Origin of the sequence: Thermocatellispora tengchongensis, from assembly GCF_014202315.1 — a bacterium.
GTDB lineage: Bacteria > Actinomycetota > Actinomycetes > Streptosporangiales > Streptosporangiaceae > Thermocatellispora > Thermocatellispora tengchongensis.
Map to the genome: position 1 here is coordinate 73,663 of NZ_JACHGN010000031.1, position 15,012 is coordinate 88,674.

General features: G+C 71.7%; 15 protein-coding genes. 8 read left to right on the top strand and 7 right to left on the bottom strand.

Annotated features, from left to right (window positions below; translation table 11 throughout):
• Window positions 1-171: 171 nt before the first annotated feature.
• Window positions 172-1,596 carry an MFS transporter gene (locus tag HNP84_RS46010; RefSeq protein ID WP_185056448.1) on the top strand — a complete coding sequence of 475 codons (1,425 nt, stop codon included), beginning with the start codon at window positions 172-174 and terminating at the stop codon, window positions 1,594-1,596.
• 203 nt (window positions 1,597-1,799) lie between these two features.
• On the opposite strand, the gene HNP84_RS46015 is transcribed toward HNP84_RS46010, so the two are convergent.
• The 4 genes from HNP84_RS46015 to HNP84_RS46030 are packed head-to-tail and all read right to left on the bottom strand — an operon-like array spanning window position 1,800 to window position 5,594.
• On the bottom strand, window positions 1,800-3,080 hold the full coding sequence (locus tag HNP84_RS46015) for an ABC transporter substrate-binding protein (RefSeq protein WP_185056449.1): 1,281 nt from the start codon (window positions 3,078-3,080) through the stop codon (window positions 1,800-1,802).
• A gap of 8 nt (window positions 3,081-3,088) precedes the next feature.
• Window positions 3,089-3,967, bottom strand: a complete 879-nt coding sequence (locus HNP84_RS54385; protein WP_221337604.1) for a carbohydrate ABC transporter permease — start codon at window positions 3,965-3,967, stop codon at window positions 3,089-3,091.
• Window positions 3,964-4,803: a carbohydrate ABC transporter permease gene (locus HNP84_RS46025; protein ID WP_221337605.1), complete on the bottom strand. Its 840-nt coding sequence runs from the start codon at window positions 4,801-4,803 to the stop codon at window positions 3,964-3,966. Before HNP84_RS46025 ends, HNP84_RS54385 begins: the two co-directional genes overlap by 4 nt.
• A complete protein-coding gene (locus HNP84_RS46030; protein WP_185056450.1) occupies window positions 4,800-5,594 on the bottom strand; it encodes an IclR family transcriptional regulator in 795 nt (264 codons plus the stop codon). Before HNP84_RS46030 ends, HNP84_RS46025 begins: the two co-directional genes overlap by 4 nt.
• Window positions 5,595-5,674: 80 nt before the next feature.
• Here HNP84_RS46030 and HNP84_RS46035 point away from each other — a divergent pair, with 80 nt between their 5' ends.
• From HNP84_RS46035 to HNP84_RS46050, 4 genes are all read left to right on the top strand, one after another.
• Complete coding sequence (locus tag HNP84_RS46035; protein WP_221337606.1) at window positions 5,675-6,787, top strand: mandelate racemase/muconate lactonizing enzyme family protein; 1,113 nt, start codon at window positions 5,675-5,677, stop codon at window positions 6,785-6,787.
• On the top strand, window positions 6,788-7,672 hold the full coding sequence (locus tag HNP84_RS46040) for a dihydrodipicolinate synthase family protein (protein ID WP_185056452.1): 885 nt from the start codon (window positions 6,788-6,790) through the stop codon (window positions 7,670-7,672).
• Window positions 7,669-8,397: an SDR family NAD(P)-dependent oxidoreductase gene (locus HNP84_RS46045; RefSeq protein WP_185056453.1), complete on the top strand. Its 729-nt coding sequence runs from the start codon at window positions 7,669-7,671 to the stop codon at window positions 8,395-8,397. Before HNP84_RS46040 ends, HNP84_RS46045 begins: the two co-directional genes overlap by 4 nt.
• 109 nt (window positions 8,398-8,506) lie before the next feature.
• Window positions 8,507-9,157: a YybH family protein gene (locus HNP84_RS46050; RefSeq protein ID WP_246519486.1), complete on the top strand. Its 651-nt coding sequence runs from the start codon at window positions 8,507-8,509 to the stop codon at window positions 9,155-9,157.
• 88 nt (window positions 9,158-9,245) lie between these two features.
• On the opposite strand, the gene HNP84_RS46055 is transcribed toward HNP84_RS46050, so the two are convergent.
• Both HNP84_RS46055 and HNP84_RS46060 read right to left on the bottom strand, forming a co-directional pair.
• Complete coding sequence (locus HNP84_RS46055) at window positions 9,246-10,697, bottom strand: dihydrolipoyl dehydrogenase family protein (RefSeq protein ID WP_185056454.1); 1,452 nt, start codon at window positions 10,695-10,697, stop codon at window positions 9,246-9,248.
• Between the two features lies 1 nt (window position 10,698).
• Entirely contained in the window at window positions 10,699-11,259 is a 561-nt protein-coding gene (locus HNP84_RS46060) for a hypothetical protein (RefSeq protein WP_185056455.1), read from the bottom strand.
• A gap of 212 nt (window positions 11,260-11,471) precedes the next feature.
• Between HNP84_RS46060 and HNP84_RS46065 the strand changes: the two genes are divergently transcribed.
• Window positions 11,472-12,080: a TetR/AcrR family transcriptional regulator gene (locus tag HNP84_RS46065; RefSeq protein WP_185056456.1), complete on the top strand. Its 609-nt coding sequence runs from the start codon at window positions 11,472-11,474 to the stop codon at window positions 12,078-12,080.
• Window positions 12,081-12,330: 250 nt separating this feature from the next.
• Here HNP84_RS46065 and HNP84_RS46070 read toward each other — a convergent pair whose 3' ends face one another.
• On the bottom strand, window positions 12,331-12,918 hold the full coding sequence (locus tag HNP84_RS46070; RefSeq protein WP_221337607.1) for a helix-turn-helix domain-containing protein: 588 nt from the start codon (window positions 12,916-12,918) through the stop codon (window positions 12,331-12,333).
• 98 nt (window positions 12,919-13,016) lie between these two features.
• Here HNP84_RS46070 and HNP84_RS46075 point away from each other — a divergent pair, with 98 nt between their 5' ends.
• Window positions 13,017-13,259, top strand: a complete 243-nt coding sequence (locus tag HNP84_RS46075) for a hypothetical protein (RefSeq protein ID WP_221337620.1) — start codon at window positions 13,017-13,019, stop codon at window positions 13,257-13,259.
• A gap of 134 nt (window positions 13,260-13,393) precedes the next feature.
• Window positions 13,394-14,998, top strand: a complete 1,605-nt coding sequence (locus tag HNP84_RS46080; RefSeq protein ID WP_185056458.1) for an MFS transporter — start codon at window positions 13,394-13,396, stop codon at window positions 14,996-14,998.
• The last annotated feature ends 14 nt before the right edge of the window (window positions 14,999-15,012 follow it).

Sequence of the window (15,012 nt, forward strand, 5' to 3'; positions counted from 1 at the left end):
CCGCTGTGTGAAATCTTGATGACCATCACTTATGTGCAGGTCGGCCAGGGTCGCCGTTCAACTGATGCTTGCGCGTCGAAGTATTGTGACGGGAATTCGGGTGCGAATTGCTGAGCGGTCGGCGCGCGGATCGCGCGGAAATGTGTCACGGACGCACGGGAAAGGAATGCCATGGCCTCGGGTGCCGACACCCTGGAGGTGACGCCCCGGCAATTGCGCTGGACGGTACGCGGGCTGATGCTCGGCCTTTTCTGCGGCATCCTGTCCGGCACGGTCGTGGCGGTCGCGCTGCCGCGGGTCGTGGCCGACCTGGGCGGTGGGCAGGCGGCGTACACGTGGGTGGTCTCGGCCAACCTGCTGGCGAGCACGGTGAGCATCCCGGTCTGGGGCGGCCTGGCCGACCGCGCGGGCAGGCGCGCGCTCACGCTGCTCGCGCTGGCCGTGTTCGCCGCGGGCTCCGCGCTGTGCGGCGCCGCCCCGGACGTGCTCACGCTGGTCGCCTGCCGGGCCGTGCAGGGGATCGGCGCGGGCGGGGTGACCGCCATGGCCCAGGTGATGCTGGCCGCGGCGGCCGGGCCGCGTGAGCGCGGCCGGTACAACGGGCACTTCGCGCTGGTCATGGCGGCGGGCACGGTGGCCGGCCCGCCGGTCGGCGGCCTGCTCGCCGAGGCCCCCGGGCTCGGCTGGCGGTGGTGCTTCCTGATCGGCCTGCCCTTCGCCGCCGCGGCGGCGCTCGCGCTGGGCCGCGCGCCGCGGCTGCCCGCACCCGCGCGCCGCGGGCCGGTGGACCTGGCGGGCGCGGTCCTGGTCACCGGTTCCGCCGGGCTGCTGGTCGGCTGGGCGAGCGCGGCCGGTGACGGCTTCGCGTGGCTGTCGTGGCAGTCGGCCGCGCTGGCGGGCGGCGGCCTGGTCCTGGCCGTGCTGTTCGCCCGGCACGCGGCGCGGGCCGCCGATCCGCTGGTGCCGGTGCGCCTGCTCGCCGGCCGTACGGTGGCGGCGGCGGGCGTGGCCTGCCTGGCGGTGGGGACCGCGGTGTTCGCGGCGCCGGTGCTGCTCGGCCAGTACTTCCAGCTCGCCCGCGGCCACTCGCCGGCGGTCGCCGGCCTGCTCACGCTGCCGATGGTCGCCGGGATGCTGGTGGCCACCACCGTGACCGGGCGGCTGACCGCCGCGACGGGGCGGTGGAAGCGGTACCTGGTGCTCGGCTGCGCCCTGCTGGCACTGGGCTTCGCGCTGATGGGCGCGGGCGCGGGACGCGCGCCGCTGTGGGTGCTCGTGCTCGCCATGCTGGCCGGCGGCGCGGGGGCCGGGCTGGCGGCGCAGCCGCTGTTGCTGGCCGTGCAGACCGCCGTGCCGGAGGCCCGGCTCGGCGCCGCGAGCGCGCTGGTGGTCTTCTGCCGGGCGCTGGGCGGCACCTTCGGGGTCTCCGCGCTCGGCGCCCTGCTGGCCGCGCGGCTCACCGCTCACCTGGACGGCGGCGCGGGCACGGAGGCGGCGTACACGGCGGCGTTCGGCGAGGTGTTCGCGTGGGCGGCGCCGGTGGGCCTGCTCGCCCTGGCCTGCGCCCTGCTGATGCGCGAGACGCCGCTGCGGTGACGCGCGAGAACCGCAGCGCTGATGGGTGAGACACCGCCGTGCTGACGCGCGCACGCCCGTTCCGGGCTTCGTCCCGGAACGGGCGTGCGAACATGGACCGTGCGCCTGCTGTCGTGACGGGCAGGGGTGCCGGGAGCGGCCCGGCGTGCGCGGGCCCGCGGAAATGCCGTTCCGCGAGGTGTGCCCGCTGCCGGGCGCTCCCGCTACTTCTGCAGGCCCTTGGCGGTCTCGGCCGCCTTGGCCAGCGCGTCCTTGGCCGAGGCGTCGCCGACCAGCACCGCCTGCACCTGCTCGGCGATGGCGGTCTCGATCTGGGCGTAGCCGGCGTAGCGCCAGAACGGGTTGGCCGACGCCGTCTTGGTGATCTTCTCGGTCCACTCGGTGGTGAAGGTGTCGCCCGCCACCTTGGGGTCGGCCAGGCCGGCGGTGGTGGTCGGCGGCAGCTTCACCTTCTCGAAGAACGACGCCACCGTGGCGGTGTCGGAGGTGGCGAAGGAGGCGAATTCGGCGGCGGCGTCGGCCCCCTCGCCCTCCACCACCGCGATCACGTGCCCCCACAGCAGGGCCTGCGGCGTGTCGCCCGCCTTGAGCACCGGCCGCGCCAGCGGCGCCATCTTGGTTGTCAGCGTCTTGTCCGGGGCCTGGCTCTCCACCACGCCGCGGGCGATGATCGCGTCGTCGTAGAAGGCGGCCTTGCCCTGCGCGAACAGCGCACGGGCGTCGAAGCGGTCCACGTCGGGGGCGATCAGCTTGGCGTCGAAGAGCTTCTTGTACCACTCCACGGCCGCCACCGAGGGCTCGTCGCCCACCGTGATCTCCTCGCCGTCCAGCAGCGGGCTGCCGAAGGTCCTCATCCACGGCAGGATGTCCTTGAGCTGGGCCGCCTTGGTGGCGGCGGCGTACGGCACCACGCCGTCCAGCTTGGCGATCTTGCGCAGCGCCGCCTCGAACTCCTCCACCGTGGCCGGCATGCCGTCCACCCCGGCCTTCTCCAGCAGCTCGGTGTTGGCGATCAGCCCGATCGAGCCGGTCGTCCAGGGCAGCCCGAGCTGCTTGCCGCCGACCTGGCCGCTGGCCAGCGCCACATCGGTGTATCCGCCCTTGCCCGCCACCGGGCCGAGGTCGCGCAGCTTGCCCATCGCGGCCATCGCGCCCAGCCACGCGACGTCGAGCTGAATGGCGCCGGTGAGCTGGTTGCCGCGCAGCTTCAGCGTCACCTGGTTGAGGTACTCGTTGTACGGGAACGACGTCGGGGTGATCGTCACGCCGTTCTTCTTGGCGTAGTCGTCCACGATGGCCTGCACCGCGGCCTTCTGCGCCTCCTCGTTCAGCGACCAGGAGGTGAAGCCGAAGGTCTTGGCTGCCGTGTCGCCCTGGGGGGCGCCCCCGCCGGAGGCGTCGGGGGCGCAGGCCGCCAGCGCCGCCACCCCGAGGGTGGACAGTCCGAGCAGCCGCAGGGCGTCCCGGCGGTTGAGTGTGTTCATTGCTTCTCCTATCCCTTGACGGCGCCGGCCGTGAGCCCGCCCACCAGGTATCGCTGCAGGAACATGAACGCCGCGATCACCGGAAGCGAGACCACGAACGACGCGGCCATGAGGTCTGGCCAGGCGGTTTGGAACTCCCCGAGGTAGGTGTGCACGAGCCCGGGCGGCAGCGTCTGCCGCGCGGGGTCGGCGAGGGTGAGGGCGAAGATGAAGTCGTTCCACGCCCGCACGAACGCGAACAGGCCCGCGGCGATCAGGCCCGGCGCGGCCAGCGGCAGCGCGATCGTGTGCAGGGTGCGCCAGCGGGAGGCGCCGTCGATCGCGGCGGCCTCCATCAGGGTGGAGGGCACCGTGTCGAAGATCCCCTTGAGCATCCACACGCACAACGGCAGCGTGAAGGTGGTGAACGACAGGATCAGCGCGGTGTAGCTGCCCAGCAGGCCGGAGGCGCTGAAGACGGCGTACAGGGTGACCAGCAGCAGCGCCTGCGGGAACAGTTGCGAGGCGAGCACCAGGTGCATCAGCGACCTGCGGCCGCGGTAGCGGAACTTGGAGAACGCGTAGGCCATGTACGCCGAGACGAGCACGCTCAGCACCGCGGTGATCACCGAGACGATGACGCTGTTGAGCAGGTAGCCGAACAGTTGCCGGTTCTCCGCCAGCCGGGTGAAGTGCTCGAAGGTGATCTCGGTCGGGATCAGCGACGGCGGGAAGCTGAAGGCCTTCTCGTCCGGCGTGAGCGCGGTGACCACCAGCCAGTACACCGGGGCCAGGCCGAAGAAGCCGATGACGGCGACGGCGATCCACGCGGCCGCGCGGGAGCGGTTGACCCGCCGGCCGCGCCGGGTGCGGGCGCGCGGCATGGACGCGCTGAGGGTGGCCGTCACTTGGCCTCCTTACGCAGGTAGAACACCATGAGCACGAGCAGCAGCAGCATCCACAGCCCGCCCAGGGCGGTGGCGTGGCCGAGGTCGAAGCCCTTGAACGCGGTGTCGTAGACGGCGACGGCGAAGGTCTTGGTCGCGCCCGCCGGGCCGCCGCCGGTGAGCACGTAGATGGTGTCGAAGTGCTGGAAGTTCCAGATGAACTCCAGCAGGAACACGATCGCGGCGATGCCCTTCATGTGCGGCACGGTGACCGAGCGGAAGCGGCGGATCGCGCCGGCGCCATCGACCGCGGCGGCCTCGTGCAGCTCCTTGGGCATGGTCTGCAGGCCGGCCAGCAGCATGACCATCATCCACGGGAAGCTGGCCCAGGTCTTGGTGATGATCACCGCGGCCATGGCGGTGCCGGGCTGGCCGAGCCAGCTTATCTGGGTGCCGAGCACGCCGTTGAGGACGCCGTAGTTGGCGTTGAAGATCCACAGCCACAGGAACGACACGACCACGCCGGGGATCACCCAGGGGAACAGGAACAGCCCGCGCAGGAAGCCGGGCAGGCCCGCGTTCAGGGCCAGCGCCAGGGCGTACCCCAGCACGAACGGGATCACGGTCGCGCCGAGGGTGAACACCAGGGTGTTGCGCAGCACCGGCCAGAAGTCGCCGCCCAGCAGGTCGGCGTAGTTGGCCAGGCCGACGAACTCACGGCCGGGGCGGACCAGGCTCTGCTCGAAGAACCCGGTGACCAGCGCGGAGAGGAGAGGGTAGGCGATGATCGCGAGGAACAGCGCCACCCCGGGGGCCATCAGTAACCAGGCGAACTGCCCGTCGCTGAGTTTCCTCACGCCGGGCTGCCCATCAGGTGCATGGGGCCGACGTAGCCCAGGCCGATGCTGATGGAGTCGGCGTTCTCGATGATGGTGCGCCCCAGCTCGGCCTCGCGGGCGGGCAGGTCGATCGCCGACAGCGGCCCGGAGATGGAGATCGCGGCCACGATCGCGCCGGAGCGGTCGCGGATCGGCGCGGCCACGCAGGCGCGGCCGAAGGCCAGCTCCTCGATCTCGGTGGCGTAGCCGCGGCCCTGCACGGTGGCCAGTTCCTCGTCCAGCCGCTCGTGGGCGGTGATGGTGCGCGGGGTGAACGGCTGCATGGCGGGCAGCAGCGCCCGGCGCTCCTCGGCGGACAGGCCGAGCAGCAGGCACTTGCCGATGCCGGTGGCGTACAGCGGTTTGCGCTGGCCGGTCAGCACGTACGAGCGCGGCGCCAGCTTGCCCTCGAAGTTGGCCAGGTAGAACATCGAGTCGCCCTGCCGGATCGCCACGTTCACCCCCAGCCCGAGCGCCGCGGCGAGGTCCTGGGCGATCTGCCGCGCCTCGCGGTGCACCGGGTTCTGGTTCAGCGCCACCCCGCCCAGCGTGATCGGCGCGGTGCCCAGCCGGTACAGGCCGCTCACCTCGTCGCGTTCCACGAACTCCAGCGTCTCCAGCGTGGCGAGCAGGCGGGAGGCGGTAGAGGTGCCCAGCCCGGTGGCCTTCGCGACGTCCGACACGCGTAGTTCGGGACGGCCGGTCAGGAACGCCCGCAGCACGGAGATTGCCCGTTCTACGCTCTGATTGTTGCCCTGGTCGGAAGCCATCCTGTCTCCATTGCAATAGGCTTGCACTATGTGGGATCGTGGCGCACATGTCGCAAATAAGTCAAGTGCGATGTTTCCCGGTGAAGATCCGGCACGACGCCGCCTACCTGGGCACGCCCGCGCGCGAGGACGGCTACTTCGTCCGCCCGCCCTGGCGCAGCCTGTACTCCGCCAGGTTCGAGACCCTGCTCGTGGCCATCACCTGCGACGACGGCGTCACGGGATGGGGCGAGGCACTGGCCCCGGTCGCCCCCGAGGTGCCGGCCGCGATCGTGGAACGGCTGCTCGCGCCGGTGCTGATCGGCGAGGACCCGACCCGGGTCCGCCCGCTGTGGGACCGGCTGTCCGGGCTGATGCGTGAACGCGGTCACCTGACCGGGCACCAGGCCGACGCCCTCGCCGCGGTGGACATCGCCCTGTGGGACCTCACCGGCAAGATCACCGGTCTGGGCGTGGCCGAGCTGCTGGGCGGGGCCTTCACCCGCGAGGTGCCGGTGTACGTCAGCGGCCTGCCGCGGCCCACCGACACCGAGCGCGCCGCGCTGGCCGCGGAGTGGGCGGCCAAGGGCGCGAGCATGGTCAAGCTGCACCTCGGCCACGGAGTGGAGGAGGACCTGGCCACGGTGGACGCGGTGGCCGCCTCCGGGCTGAAGGTGGCTGTGGACGCGCACTGGGTCTACGACGTGCCCGCGGCGGCGCGGCTGGCGCGCGGGCTCGCCGAGCGCGGGGCCCTGTTCCTGGAGGCGCCGCTGCAGCCGGAGGACGTGGAGGGGCACCGGGAGCTGGTGCGCCGGGCCGAGGTGCCGATCGCGGTGGGGGAGACGCTGCGCAACCGGTACGAGTTCGCGCACTGGCTCTCGCGCCGGGCGCTCGGGCTGGCGCAGCCGGACGTCGGGCGTACCGGGATCACCGAGCTGATGGCCATCGCCGAGCTGGCCGCGGCCCACCACGTGCCGGTCGCGCCGCACCACTCAACCGGGCTCGGCGTGGCGCTGGCGGCCGGCCTGCACGTCAGCGCGGCCCTGGGCAACCTGGCGTTCTTCGAGTACCAGCCCACCACCTGCGAGGTCGCAGACACGATCCTCACCTCGCCGCTGCCGGGCGGCCCCGCCGGATTCCCGCTACCGCCGGGCCCCGGGCTGGGCGTGGAGGTGGATCTCGACACGATCACGACGATGATGAAGGAGTCATAAGTGCCCCTGTCCGGACTTATCCCGATCCTCGCCACGCCGTTCGCCGCCGACGGCGCGCTCGACCTGCCGAGCCTGCGCCGGCTGACCGAATGGCAGCTCACCGCGGGGGCCGACGGCGTCGCGGTGTTCGGCATGGCGAGCGAGGGCTTCGCGCTCACCACCGAGGAGCGGGCGCGGATCCTGGCGGAGGTGCGCCGGGTGGCGGGCTCTGCCCCGGTGGTGGCCGGCGTCGGCGCCACCAGCACCGCGACGGCCCTGGAGCAGGCGCTCGCCGCCCGCGACGGGGGTGCGGACGCGCTGATGGTGCTGCCGCCGTACTTGGTCAAGGCCACGGCCGGGCAGCTCGTGGACTTCTACGCCGAGATCGCCGCGCGCAGCGGCATCGAGGTGATGGTGCAGGACGCGCCGGGCGCGACCGGGGTGAGCATGCCCGAGTCGCTGATCGTGGAGCTGAGCAAGCTGGACGGCGTCACCTCCGTCAAGGTCGAGGCCCCGCCGACGGCGCCCAAGGTCGGCGCGGTGGCCGCCAAGGTCGGCGGCGACTTCGCCGTCTTCGGCGGCCAGAACGCGCTGTTCTGCCTGGAGGAGTACGCCCGGGGCGCCGTCGGCACCATGCCCGCCTGCGAGTTCACCGACCTGCTCGCCCTGATACTCAGGGCCCCGGAGCGAGGCCGTACGGCCCAGGACGCCTTCGCCCGCCTGCTCCCGCTGATCCGCTTCGGCATGCAGCCCGGCATCGCCTGGGCGGTGCACAAGGAGGTGCTGGTACGCCGCGGCCTGATCGAGACGGCGACCGTACGCTCCCCGGCCCAGCCGCTCGACCCCGGCAGCCTGGCCGCCCTGGACGAGGTGCTGGCCGCCCTGCCCGAGCTGGCGGCCGGATGACCGCCCTGCTCGCCGGGGGCGAGTCCCCCATCGGCCTGGCCATCGCCGAGGCGCTGGCCCGCGACGGCCACCGCGTCGTCGGCGCCGGCCTGGCCCCCTGCGCCGACCCCGTCTACACCCGCTACGAGACCGCCGACCTGTCCGACCCCGAGCGCGCCCGCGAGGTGGTGGCCACGGCCCTGGACACCTTGGGCGGCCTGGACGTGCTGGTCCTGGCCACCGCCGCCATGCCGGTGGCCCCGGTCACCGCGACCACCGACGAGCAGTGGCACACCGCCCTGCGCGCCACCCTGGACGTCGCCTTCAACCTGTGCCGCGCCACCCTGCCGCACCTGCGCCGGGCCGTGGTGGCGGTGGGCTCCGTCAACTCCTTCCTGTCGGCCCCGGGCCTGCCCGCGTACGCGGCGGCCAAGGGCGGCCTGGACGCCCTGATGCGCCAGATCGCGCTGGAGTACGGCGCGAGCGGCATCCGGGCCAACGTCGTCGCCCCCGGCCTCATCGGGGGAGAGGACCTGGAGAACGCCGCCGAGGGCTACCCGGTGGGCCGCACCGGCACACCCCGGGACGTGGGGGAGGCGGTGGCCTTCCTGGCCTCCCCGGCCGCGTCCTTCATCACCGGCGTCACCCTGCCGGTGGACGGCGGCCTGTCGATCGCCTCCCCGGCGGCGTACCTGCGGCCGGACCTCCGCGCCCGCTTCCCGCGCATCCCGGAGAATCGGACATAATCTACAAAGTAAAGGCGATCGGCCAATGATCCCCAAACTCAACTAACCCCCAAAAACCAGCAAGCAACGGCAAAGGGCCTCGCTTCGCTCGCCAGGAGGTCCGGCACGCATGATCGGCGTCGCCCCGGCTGCCGGTCGCCAGGGCGGCCGGGGCGACGCCGCGGTCGAGCCTGCGGCGGCGGTGCCCGCGGCCGCCGCGTATCCGCCCGGTGCGGAAGCGGCCGGAGGTGGTGACCGGCCTGACATTCCGAGGTGCTGTGTCGTCGTAGCGGTGAGAAACCACGACTCGACACCGAGCGAACGGAAGGGATGGGCGGCGATGGCAACGCAACGCGAGGCGGACGAAGCCGAGATCAGGCAGCACATCGACAGGTTGGTCGCGGGAATCCGAGCCAAGGATCTTGAGGGCTTGAAGCGGCTTTACGCGACGGACGTCGTGTCCTTCGACGTCGAGCCGCCGCTGCGGCATGTCGGGATAGCGGCGAAATTGAACAACTGGACGAAGGTGTTCACGCTCTTTGAGGATGTGACCTACGAGGTTCGCGACCTGACGGTCACCGTGGGCGACGATGTGGCCTTCGGGCATGGCTTCGGCCGGCTCAGCGGCACGCTGAGGAATGGGACGGCGACGAACGGCATGTGGGTGCGGGGCACTTTCTGCTTTCGGAAGATCGACGGCGGTTGGCTGATCGTGCACGACCAGGTCTCTGTGCCACTCGATATCGCGAGCGGCAAAGGAGTGACCGACCTGGAGCCCTGACGAGCCGCAGTGACCGGGGACGTTGCTGCTACCGGTAACGCCCCAGTTCGCACTGACTGGGGCGTTGAACGGCACGCACTCCCGGCGGTCAGCGGCCGTACGCCTCCAGCAGCCGCAGCCACACCTCCGAGACCGTGGGGAACGCCGGGACCGCGTGCCACAGCCGCTCCAGCGGAACCTCGCCGACGATCGCGATCGTCGCGGCGTGCAGCAGTTCTGCGACGTCCGGGCCGGCGAGCGTGAAGCCGACGATCACTTTCCGGTCCTCGTCGACGACCATGCGGGCGTGTCCCCGGTATCCGTCGGCGTGCAGGGCGGACCCGGCGACGGCGCCCAGGTCGTAGTCGAGGACGCGGATGCGTACCCCGGCGGCCTCGGCCGCGGCCGCGGTCAGCCCCACCGACGCGATCTCCGGTTCCGTGAAGACCACCTGGGGCACCGCGCGCTCGTCGGCCGTGGCCACGTGCCGGCCCCAGCGGTCGTCCTCGATCGCTTCGCCCTTCGCGCGCGCCACGATGACGTCGCCGACCGCGCGGCCCTGGTACTTGCCCTGGTGGGTCAGCAGCACTCGTCGGTTGACGTCACCGGCGGCATACAGCCACCCGTCGCCGATCGGCCTCCCGTCCTCCCCGAGCACTCGCAGCGTGTCGTCCACCGTCAGCCAGGTGCCCGGCGTCAGGCCGACGGCGCCGAGACCGATGTCCTGGGTGTTCGGTGTCCGGCCGATCGCCACCAGAACCTCATCGGCCTCGACCTGTTCGCCGTCGGTCATCGTGATGTGCACCGTTCCGGCCTCGTCGCGGTGCACCGATGCGGCCTCCGCGCCGAGGCGTACCGACACACCGGCCTCCCGCAACGACTCGGTGACGCGTTCGCCGGCGAACGGCTCGGCCAGCGGCAGCACACCGTCACGGGCCAGCATCGTCACCGAGGACCCCAGGGCGGCGAAGGCGGTGGCCATCTCCGACGCCACCACGCCGCCACCGATGATCGCGAGCCGGGCGGGGACCGCGCTCGCGGCGGCCGCCTCGCGGCTGGTCCACGGCGCGGCCTCGCGCAGGCCGGGAACGTCCGGCAGCAGCGCGCCGCTTCCGGTCGCGATGACGACCGCATGGCGGGCCGTCAAGGTGACCGGGACGCCGTCGTCGCCGGTCACCTCGACCACGTTCGCGGACACGATCCGGCCGTGACCGCGGTGCAGTGCGATCCCGGCCGAATCGAGCCAGCCGACCTGGCCGTCATCCTTCCAATGCGAGGCGAAGGAATCCCGGCGGCCCAGCACGGCGTCCGCGTCGAGACCGCCGGTCACCGCCTCGCGCGCTCCCGGCACCTGGCGCGCCGCCCGCAACGCCGCCGCGCTGCGCAGCAGCGCCTTGGTCGGCATGCAGGCCCAGTAGGAGCATTCCCCGCCGACGAGCTCGCGCTCGACGATGGCGGCGCTGAGCCCGCCCCGCACCACCCGGTCGGCGGCGTTCTCCCCGACCGGTCCGGCCCCGAGGACGACGACGTCGTACGTGTTGCCGTAAGTACTACCGTCCATGTCAGTTCCCCTTCGCGGCGCGGCCGAGGCGGAAGGCCGAGATGAGGAAGAAGATGCCGCCGGGGATGGCGTAGCCGGCCGCGTTGATCAGTGTCGGGTTGTCCGCGGAGGCGCCGACGATGAACGACGCACCGGCGAGTACCGAGATGCCGCCGCTGATGATCATCGGCCACTGGCCGCCCATCGTGCGGCGAGTGACGCCCACGATCAGTTGGACCAGCCCGGCCACGACCGCCCAAGCGCCCCACACGCGCAGCACCGCCGGGATACCGGAGGCGCAGGCGATGGCCACGCCGATGGCGGTGATCAGGCTGACCGCGATGTTCACGTACAGCAGGGCAGGTGATCCGGTGGCGCGCGACGCGCGGGCGTCGATGACGGCAGCGGCCACGTCGAACAGCGGGTAGAGCACGAGCAGAGTGATCGCGACCGGGCCCAGGTTCGAGGCGGTCGTGAACATCGCGAGGGCCCAGACGATGGCGAACGCGAACCGGACGAAGTACAGCCGCCGCAGTGCGGACGCGGTCCCGGAGATACCGGGCGAAGCAGCGATGGTGCTCATGATGAGCCTTTCAGTGGATGGGTGATGCGGAAAGCGGTTCAGCGCCGATGGCGCTGCGCGACGCCCTGCTCGCGGCGGCCACTGGTGCGTACGTGAACACGACGAGCCGCCGCTGGACCTCCCCGCGAGACCGAACGTTCTGTCTCGCCACAGCATGGCGACCTGTGGCTCAAACTGTCAAGACCGAACGTTCTACCTACTAGGATGGCGGCATGTCCGTCCGACCCGAAGCCCGGCCGTCCGAAGCGCGGTCCCGGCTGCTCAACACGGCCACCCGGCTCTTCTACGCAGAGGGCATCCACGCCGTCGGCATCGATCGCATCGTCGCCGAAGCGCAGGTGACGCGGGCCACCCTCTACCGGCACTTCCCCGGCAAGGAGGACCTCGTCCTCGCCTACCTGAACGAGGTCGACCGGGCCATGCGGGGTCAGGCGGACGCGGCCGTCGCCGCCGGACTGCCGCCCGCCGACACCATCCGGGCCCTCAGCAAGTCGATCGCCCAGAGCATCCAGTCTCCCGGCTTCCGGGGATGCGCCTTCCTCAACGCCGCCGCCGAGTATCCCGACCCCGAGTCCTCGGTGCACAAGGCCGTGCTCGCCCACCGCCAATGGTTCCTGGACACCGTCACGGAACTGCTGGCCAAGATCCAGAAGACCGGCGCCGAGCCCGCCGCCCGCCACTTCGTGATGATGCGCGACGGCGCCATGGCCGCCGGCTGCCTGTTCGACCCGGTGCTGATCTGCGAGACCTTCCTGCGCGGAGTCGACAGGCTCCTACAGGTATATGCCGTCACCGACTACAGCGGACCGGCGGGCGCCTGAAGCGCAGTCCTCCGCTGCGGCGTGGCACGGCTGACGTTCGTGATCGCGCCTCGGCGGAGAAGGCGTCCGCGTCGGCCGCCTTCCACGCCCATCGAGGTCGGCCGCGCGAGGTGTGGCGTCAGCAGCGGCGGCGGTGCCCGCCGGGGAATTCCAGCCTGGCGTTGGAGGGCAGAGCGCTTGGACGGCGCCGCCACGGATTGCGCTGCAGGTGCCCGGGCGAGGTTCGGCGGCGCCGGGCACCTTCACGCCATCAGTCACAGCGCCCTTGGGCGTCGCCGTCCTCGCGCTGGTGGCCGCGCCGCGCGTCGCGGTCGAAGATGCCCATGATCTCGCACGGCCCGCTTTCGGCGCCGATGGCGTGCGGCATCATCGTGGGGAATTCGGCGGCCTGGTTGGCCTCAAGGCGGAAGCGGCGGTGGCCCAGCATGAGGACCGCCGTACCGGACAGGACGACAAGCCATTCCCGGCCCGGGTGGGCGCGCATGCGGGCGGGGTTGTCGGGCGGCGGCTCGGTCAGGCGCTGGCGCATCACGGTCATGCCGGGGACGCCCTTGATGGGCCAGCGCATCAGGCCGTGGGCGCCGTCGATCATCGGGCTGGTGACGACGTCGTCGGTGGCGGTCTCGACCAGTTGGTCGAGGGTGGTGTCCAGGGCGCGGGCGAGGGTGACGAGCTGATCCAGCGCGAGGCGGCGCTGGCCGTTCTCGATGCGGCTGAGTGAGGACTGGCTGAGCCGGGCGCGGGTGGCCAGCTCCTCCAGGGACCAGCCCTGAGCGACTCGCAGGGCGCGGATGCGTTTGCGTACGAGGCTGTCCAGGTCTCCATCTTCTTGCTTCATAGGCAACATCTTATGCTCGCGATGCAATGCGAGGTTATCGTCGCATGCAGACGGCCCGGATCGGCTGGGGCCATGCACGAAGGAGAGGGGGCCAGGACATGTCTGTGCGGAGTTCCGCATATGCGACCGACATACTGCCGGCCGACACCGTCCACGTCGTGCTGGACGGCACGGCGCCCCACACCGACGTGCCGGGGGTGTGGGTGGCCGGCAACGCCACCGGCCTGACCGCCCAGGTGGGCGCCTGTGCCGTGGCCGGCTCCCGCGTCAACGCCCTGCCGGCCACCGCGGACACCGACACGGCGCTCGCCGCCGTCGAGGGCGGTCCTGTCACCGTCTGACGTCCGCGCCCCGATCGGCCCGCGTCGCCGGGCGCGCCATCCTCCTGGCGCATCCGCGGACGCAGGCGCCTTCCCCGGCTCATCGTGGCGCGGACCTCGCCTGCCCTTTTGACCTGCCTTTTCGAGAGGAATTCATGAGCACGCACCAGCCCGCACAGGGGGCAACCGCCGAAGCAAGCGGCGGGGGCGCGCCGGACGCGCGCCAACTGCGCACCATCCTGATCGCCGTCTGTATCGCGTTGATGGCGGTCATCGCCTCGGTGACCGGGCTGAACGTCGCCCAGCCAGACATGGCTGTCGAATTCGGCGCCTCACAGACCACCATCCTGTGGATCATCAACATCTACACCCTCGCCCTGGCCGCTCTGCTGCTTCCGCTCGGCACGATCGGTGACCGGCTGGGCCGCAAGCCCATGCTGGTCACCGGGCTGATCGTCTTCGGGGCCGCCAACGCGCTGGGGGGCCTGGCCCCGTCATCCGAGGTCATGATCGCCGCCCGGGTGCTCAGTGGCGTGGGCGCGGCGATGATCATGCCGATCACCCTTGCGGTGATCACCTCGACCTTCCCCGACGAGCAGCGCGGAAAGGCGATCGGCGTGTGGACCGGCGTCGCCGGAGGCGGCGGCATCATCGGCATGTTCCTGTCCGCCCTGCTCGTGGACGTGGCGGACTGGCGGTGGCTGTTCGTGCTGCCTGTCGTCCTGGTCCTCGTCTCGCTCGGCATGATGCGGTCCGTGCCGAACTCCCGCGAGCACTCCGCGCACCCCTTCGACGCCGTGGGCGCTGTGACCTCCGTCCTCGCCGTGGGAGGCCTCATCTTCGTCTTGCAGGAAGGCCCGGAGCGCGGCTGGAGCGACCCTGTCACCCTGGCCGGTCTCGTCGTCGGTCTGGTGGCCCTGATCCTCTTCATGGCCTGGGAGCTGCGCCGTGGGGACGCCTCCCTGCTGGATGTGCGCCTCTTCCGCGAGCGCGGCCTGGCCGGCGGCTCCATCACGCTGCTGGCGGTCTTCGGTGTCCAGGCGGGTGTCTTCGTGGTCCTCTTCCCGTTCCTCCAGGCCGTCCTCGGCTGGTCGGGACTGCTGTCCACCCTGGCGCTGATGCCCATGGCCGTACTGATGATGATGACCTCCGGCTTGGCGCACACGCTGACGGCGCGTATCGGCGCCCGCTTCACCATGGCGGCGGGAATCGCGTTGTTCGGCACCGGCCTGGCCCTCATGGCCGGCATCGTCTCCGTCGACGGCGGCTACCTGTCCATCCTGCCCGGCATGCTCGCCATGGGCATCGGCATGGGCCTGTCGATGACCCCCTCCACCGAGGCCATCACCAGCTCCCTGCCGCGGGAGAAGCAGGGTGTCGCCTCCGCGCTCAACGACATCACCCGCGAGTTCGGCACCGCACTCGGCGTCGCCCTGCTCGGCGCCCTCCTGGCGAGCGGCTACCGCAGCGCCATGGATGACAGGCTCGGCGGCATCCCTCACGACGCGGCGGACGCTGCACGCCAGGGCGTCGCCAACGCCATCGAGGCCGCAAGCACTGCCGGCTCCCATGCACAGGCGCTGGTCGATGCCGCCCGGCAGTCCTTCGTCGAGGGCTGGCAGCAGGCCATGTGGGCAGGTGTCGTCGTCATGGGCGTCTTGTTCGTCTACACCGCCGTCCGCGGCCCGCAGAACAAGCCCGCCACCTCGGCGGACAAGGAGAAAGCCCCCGAAGACCGACACCCCCGGGTGACCGCGTAAGAGCGGAACCGGCT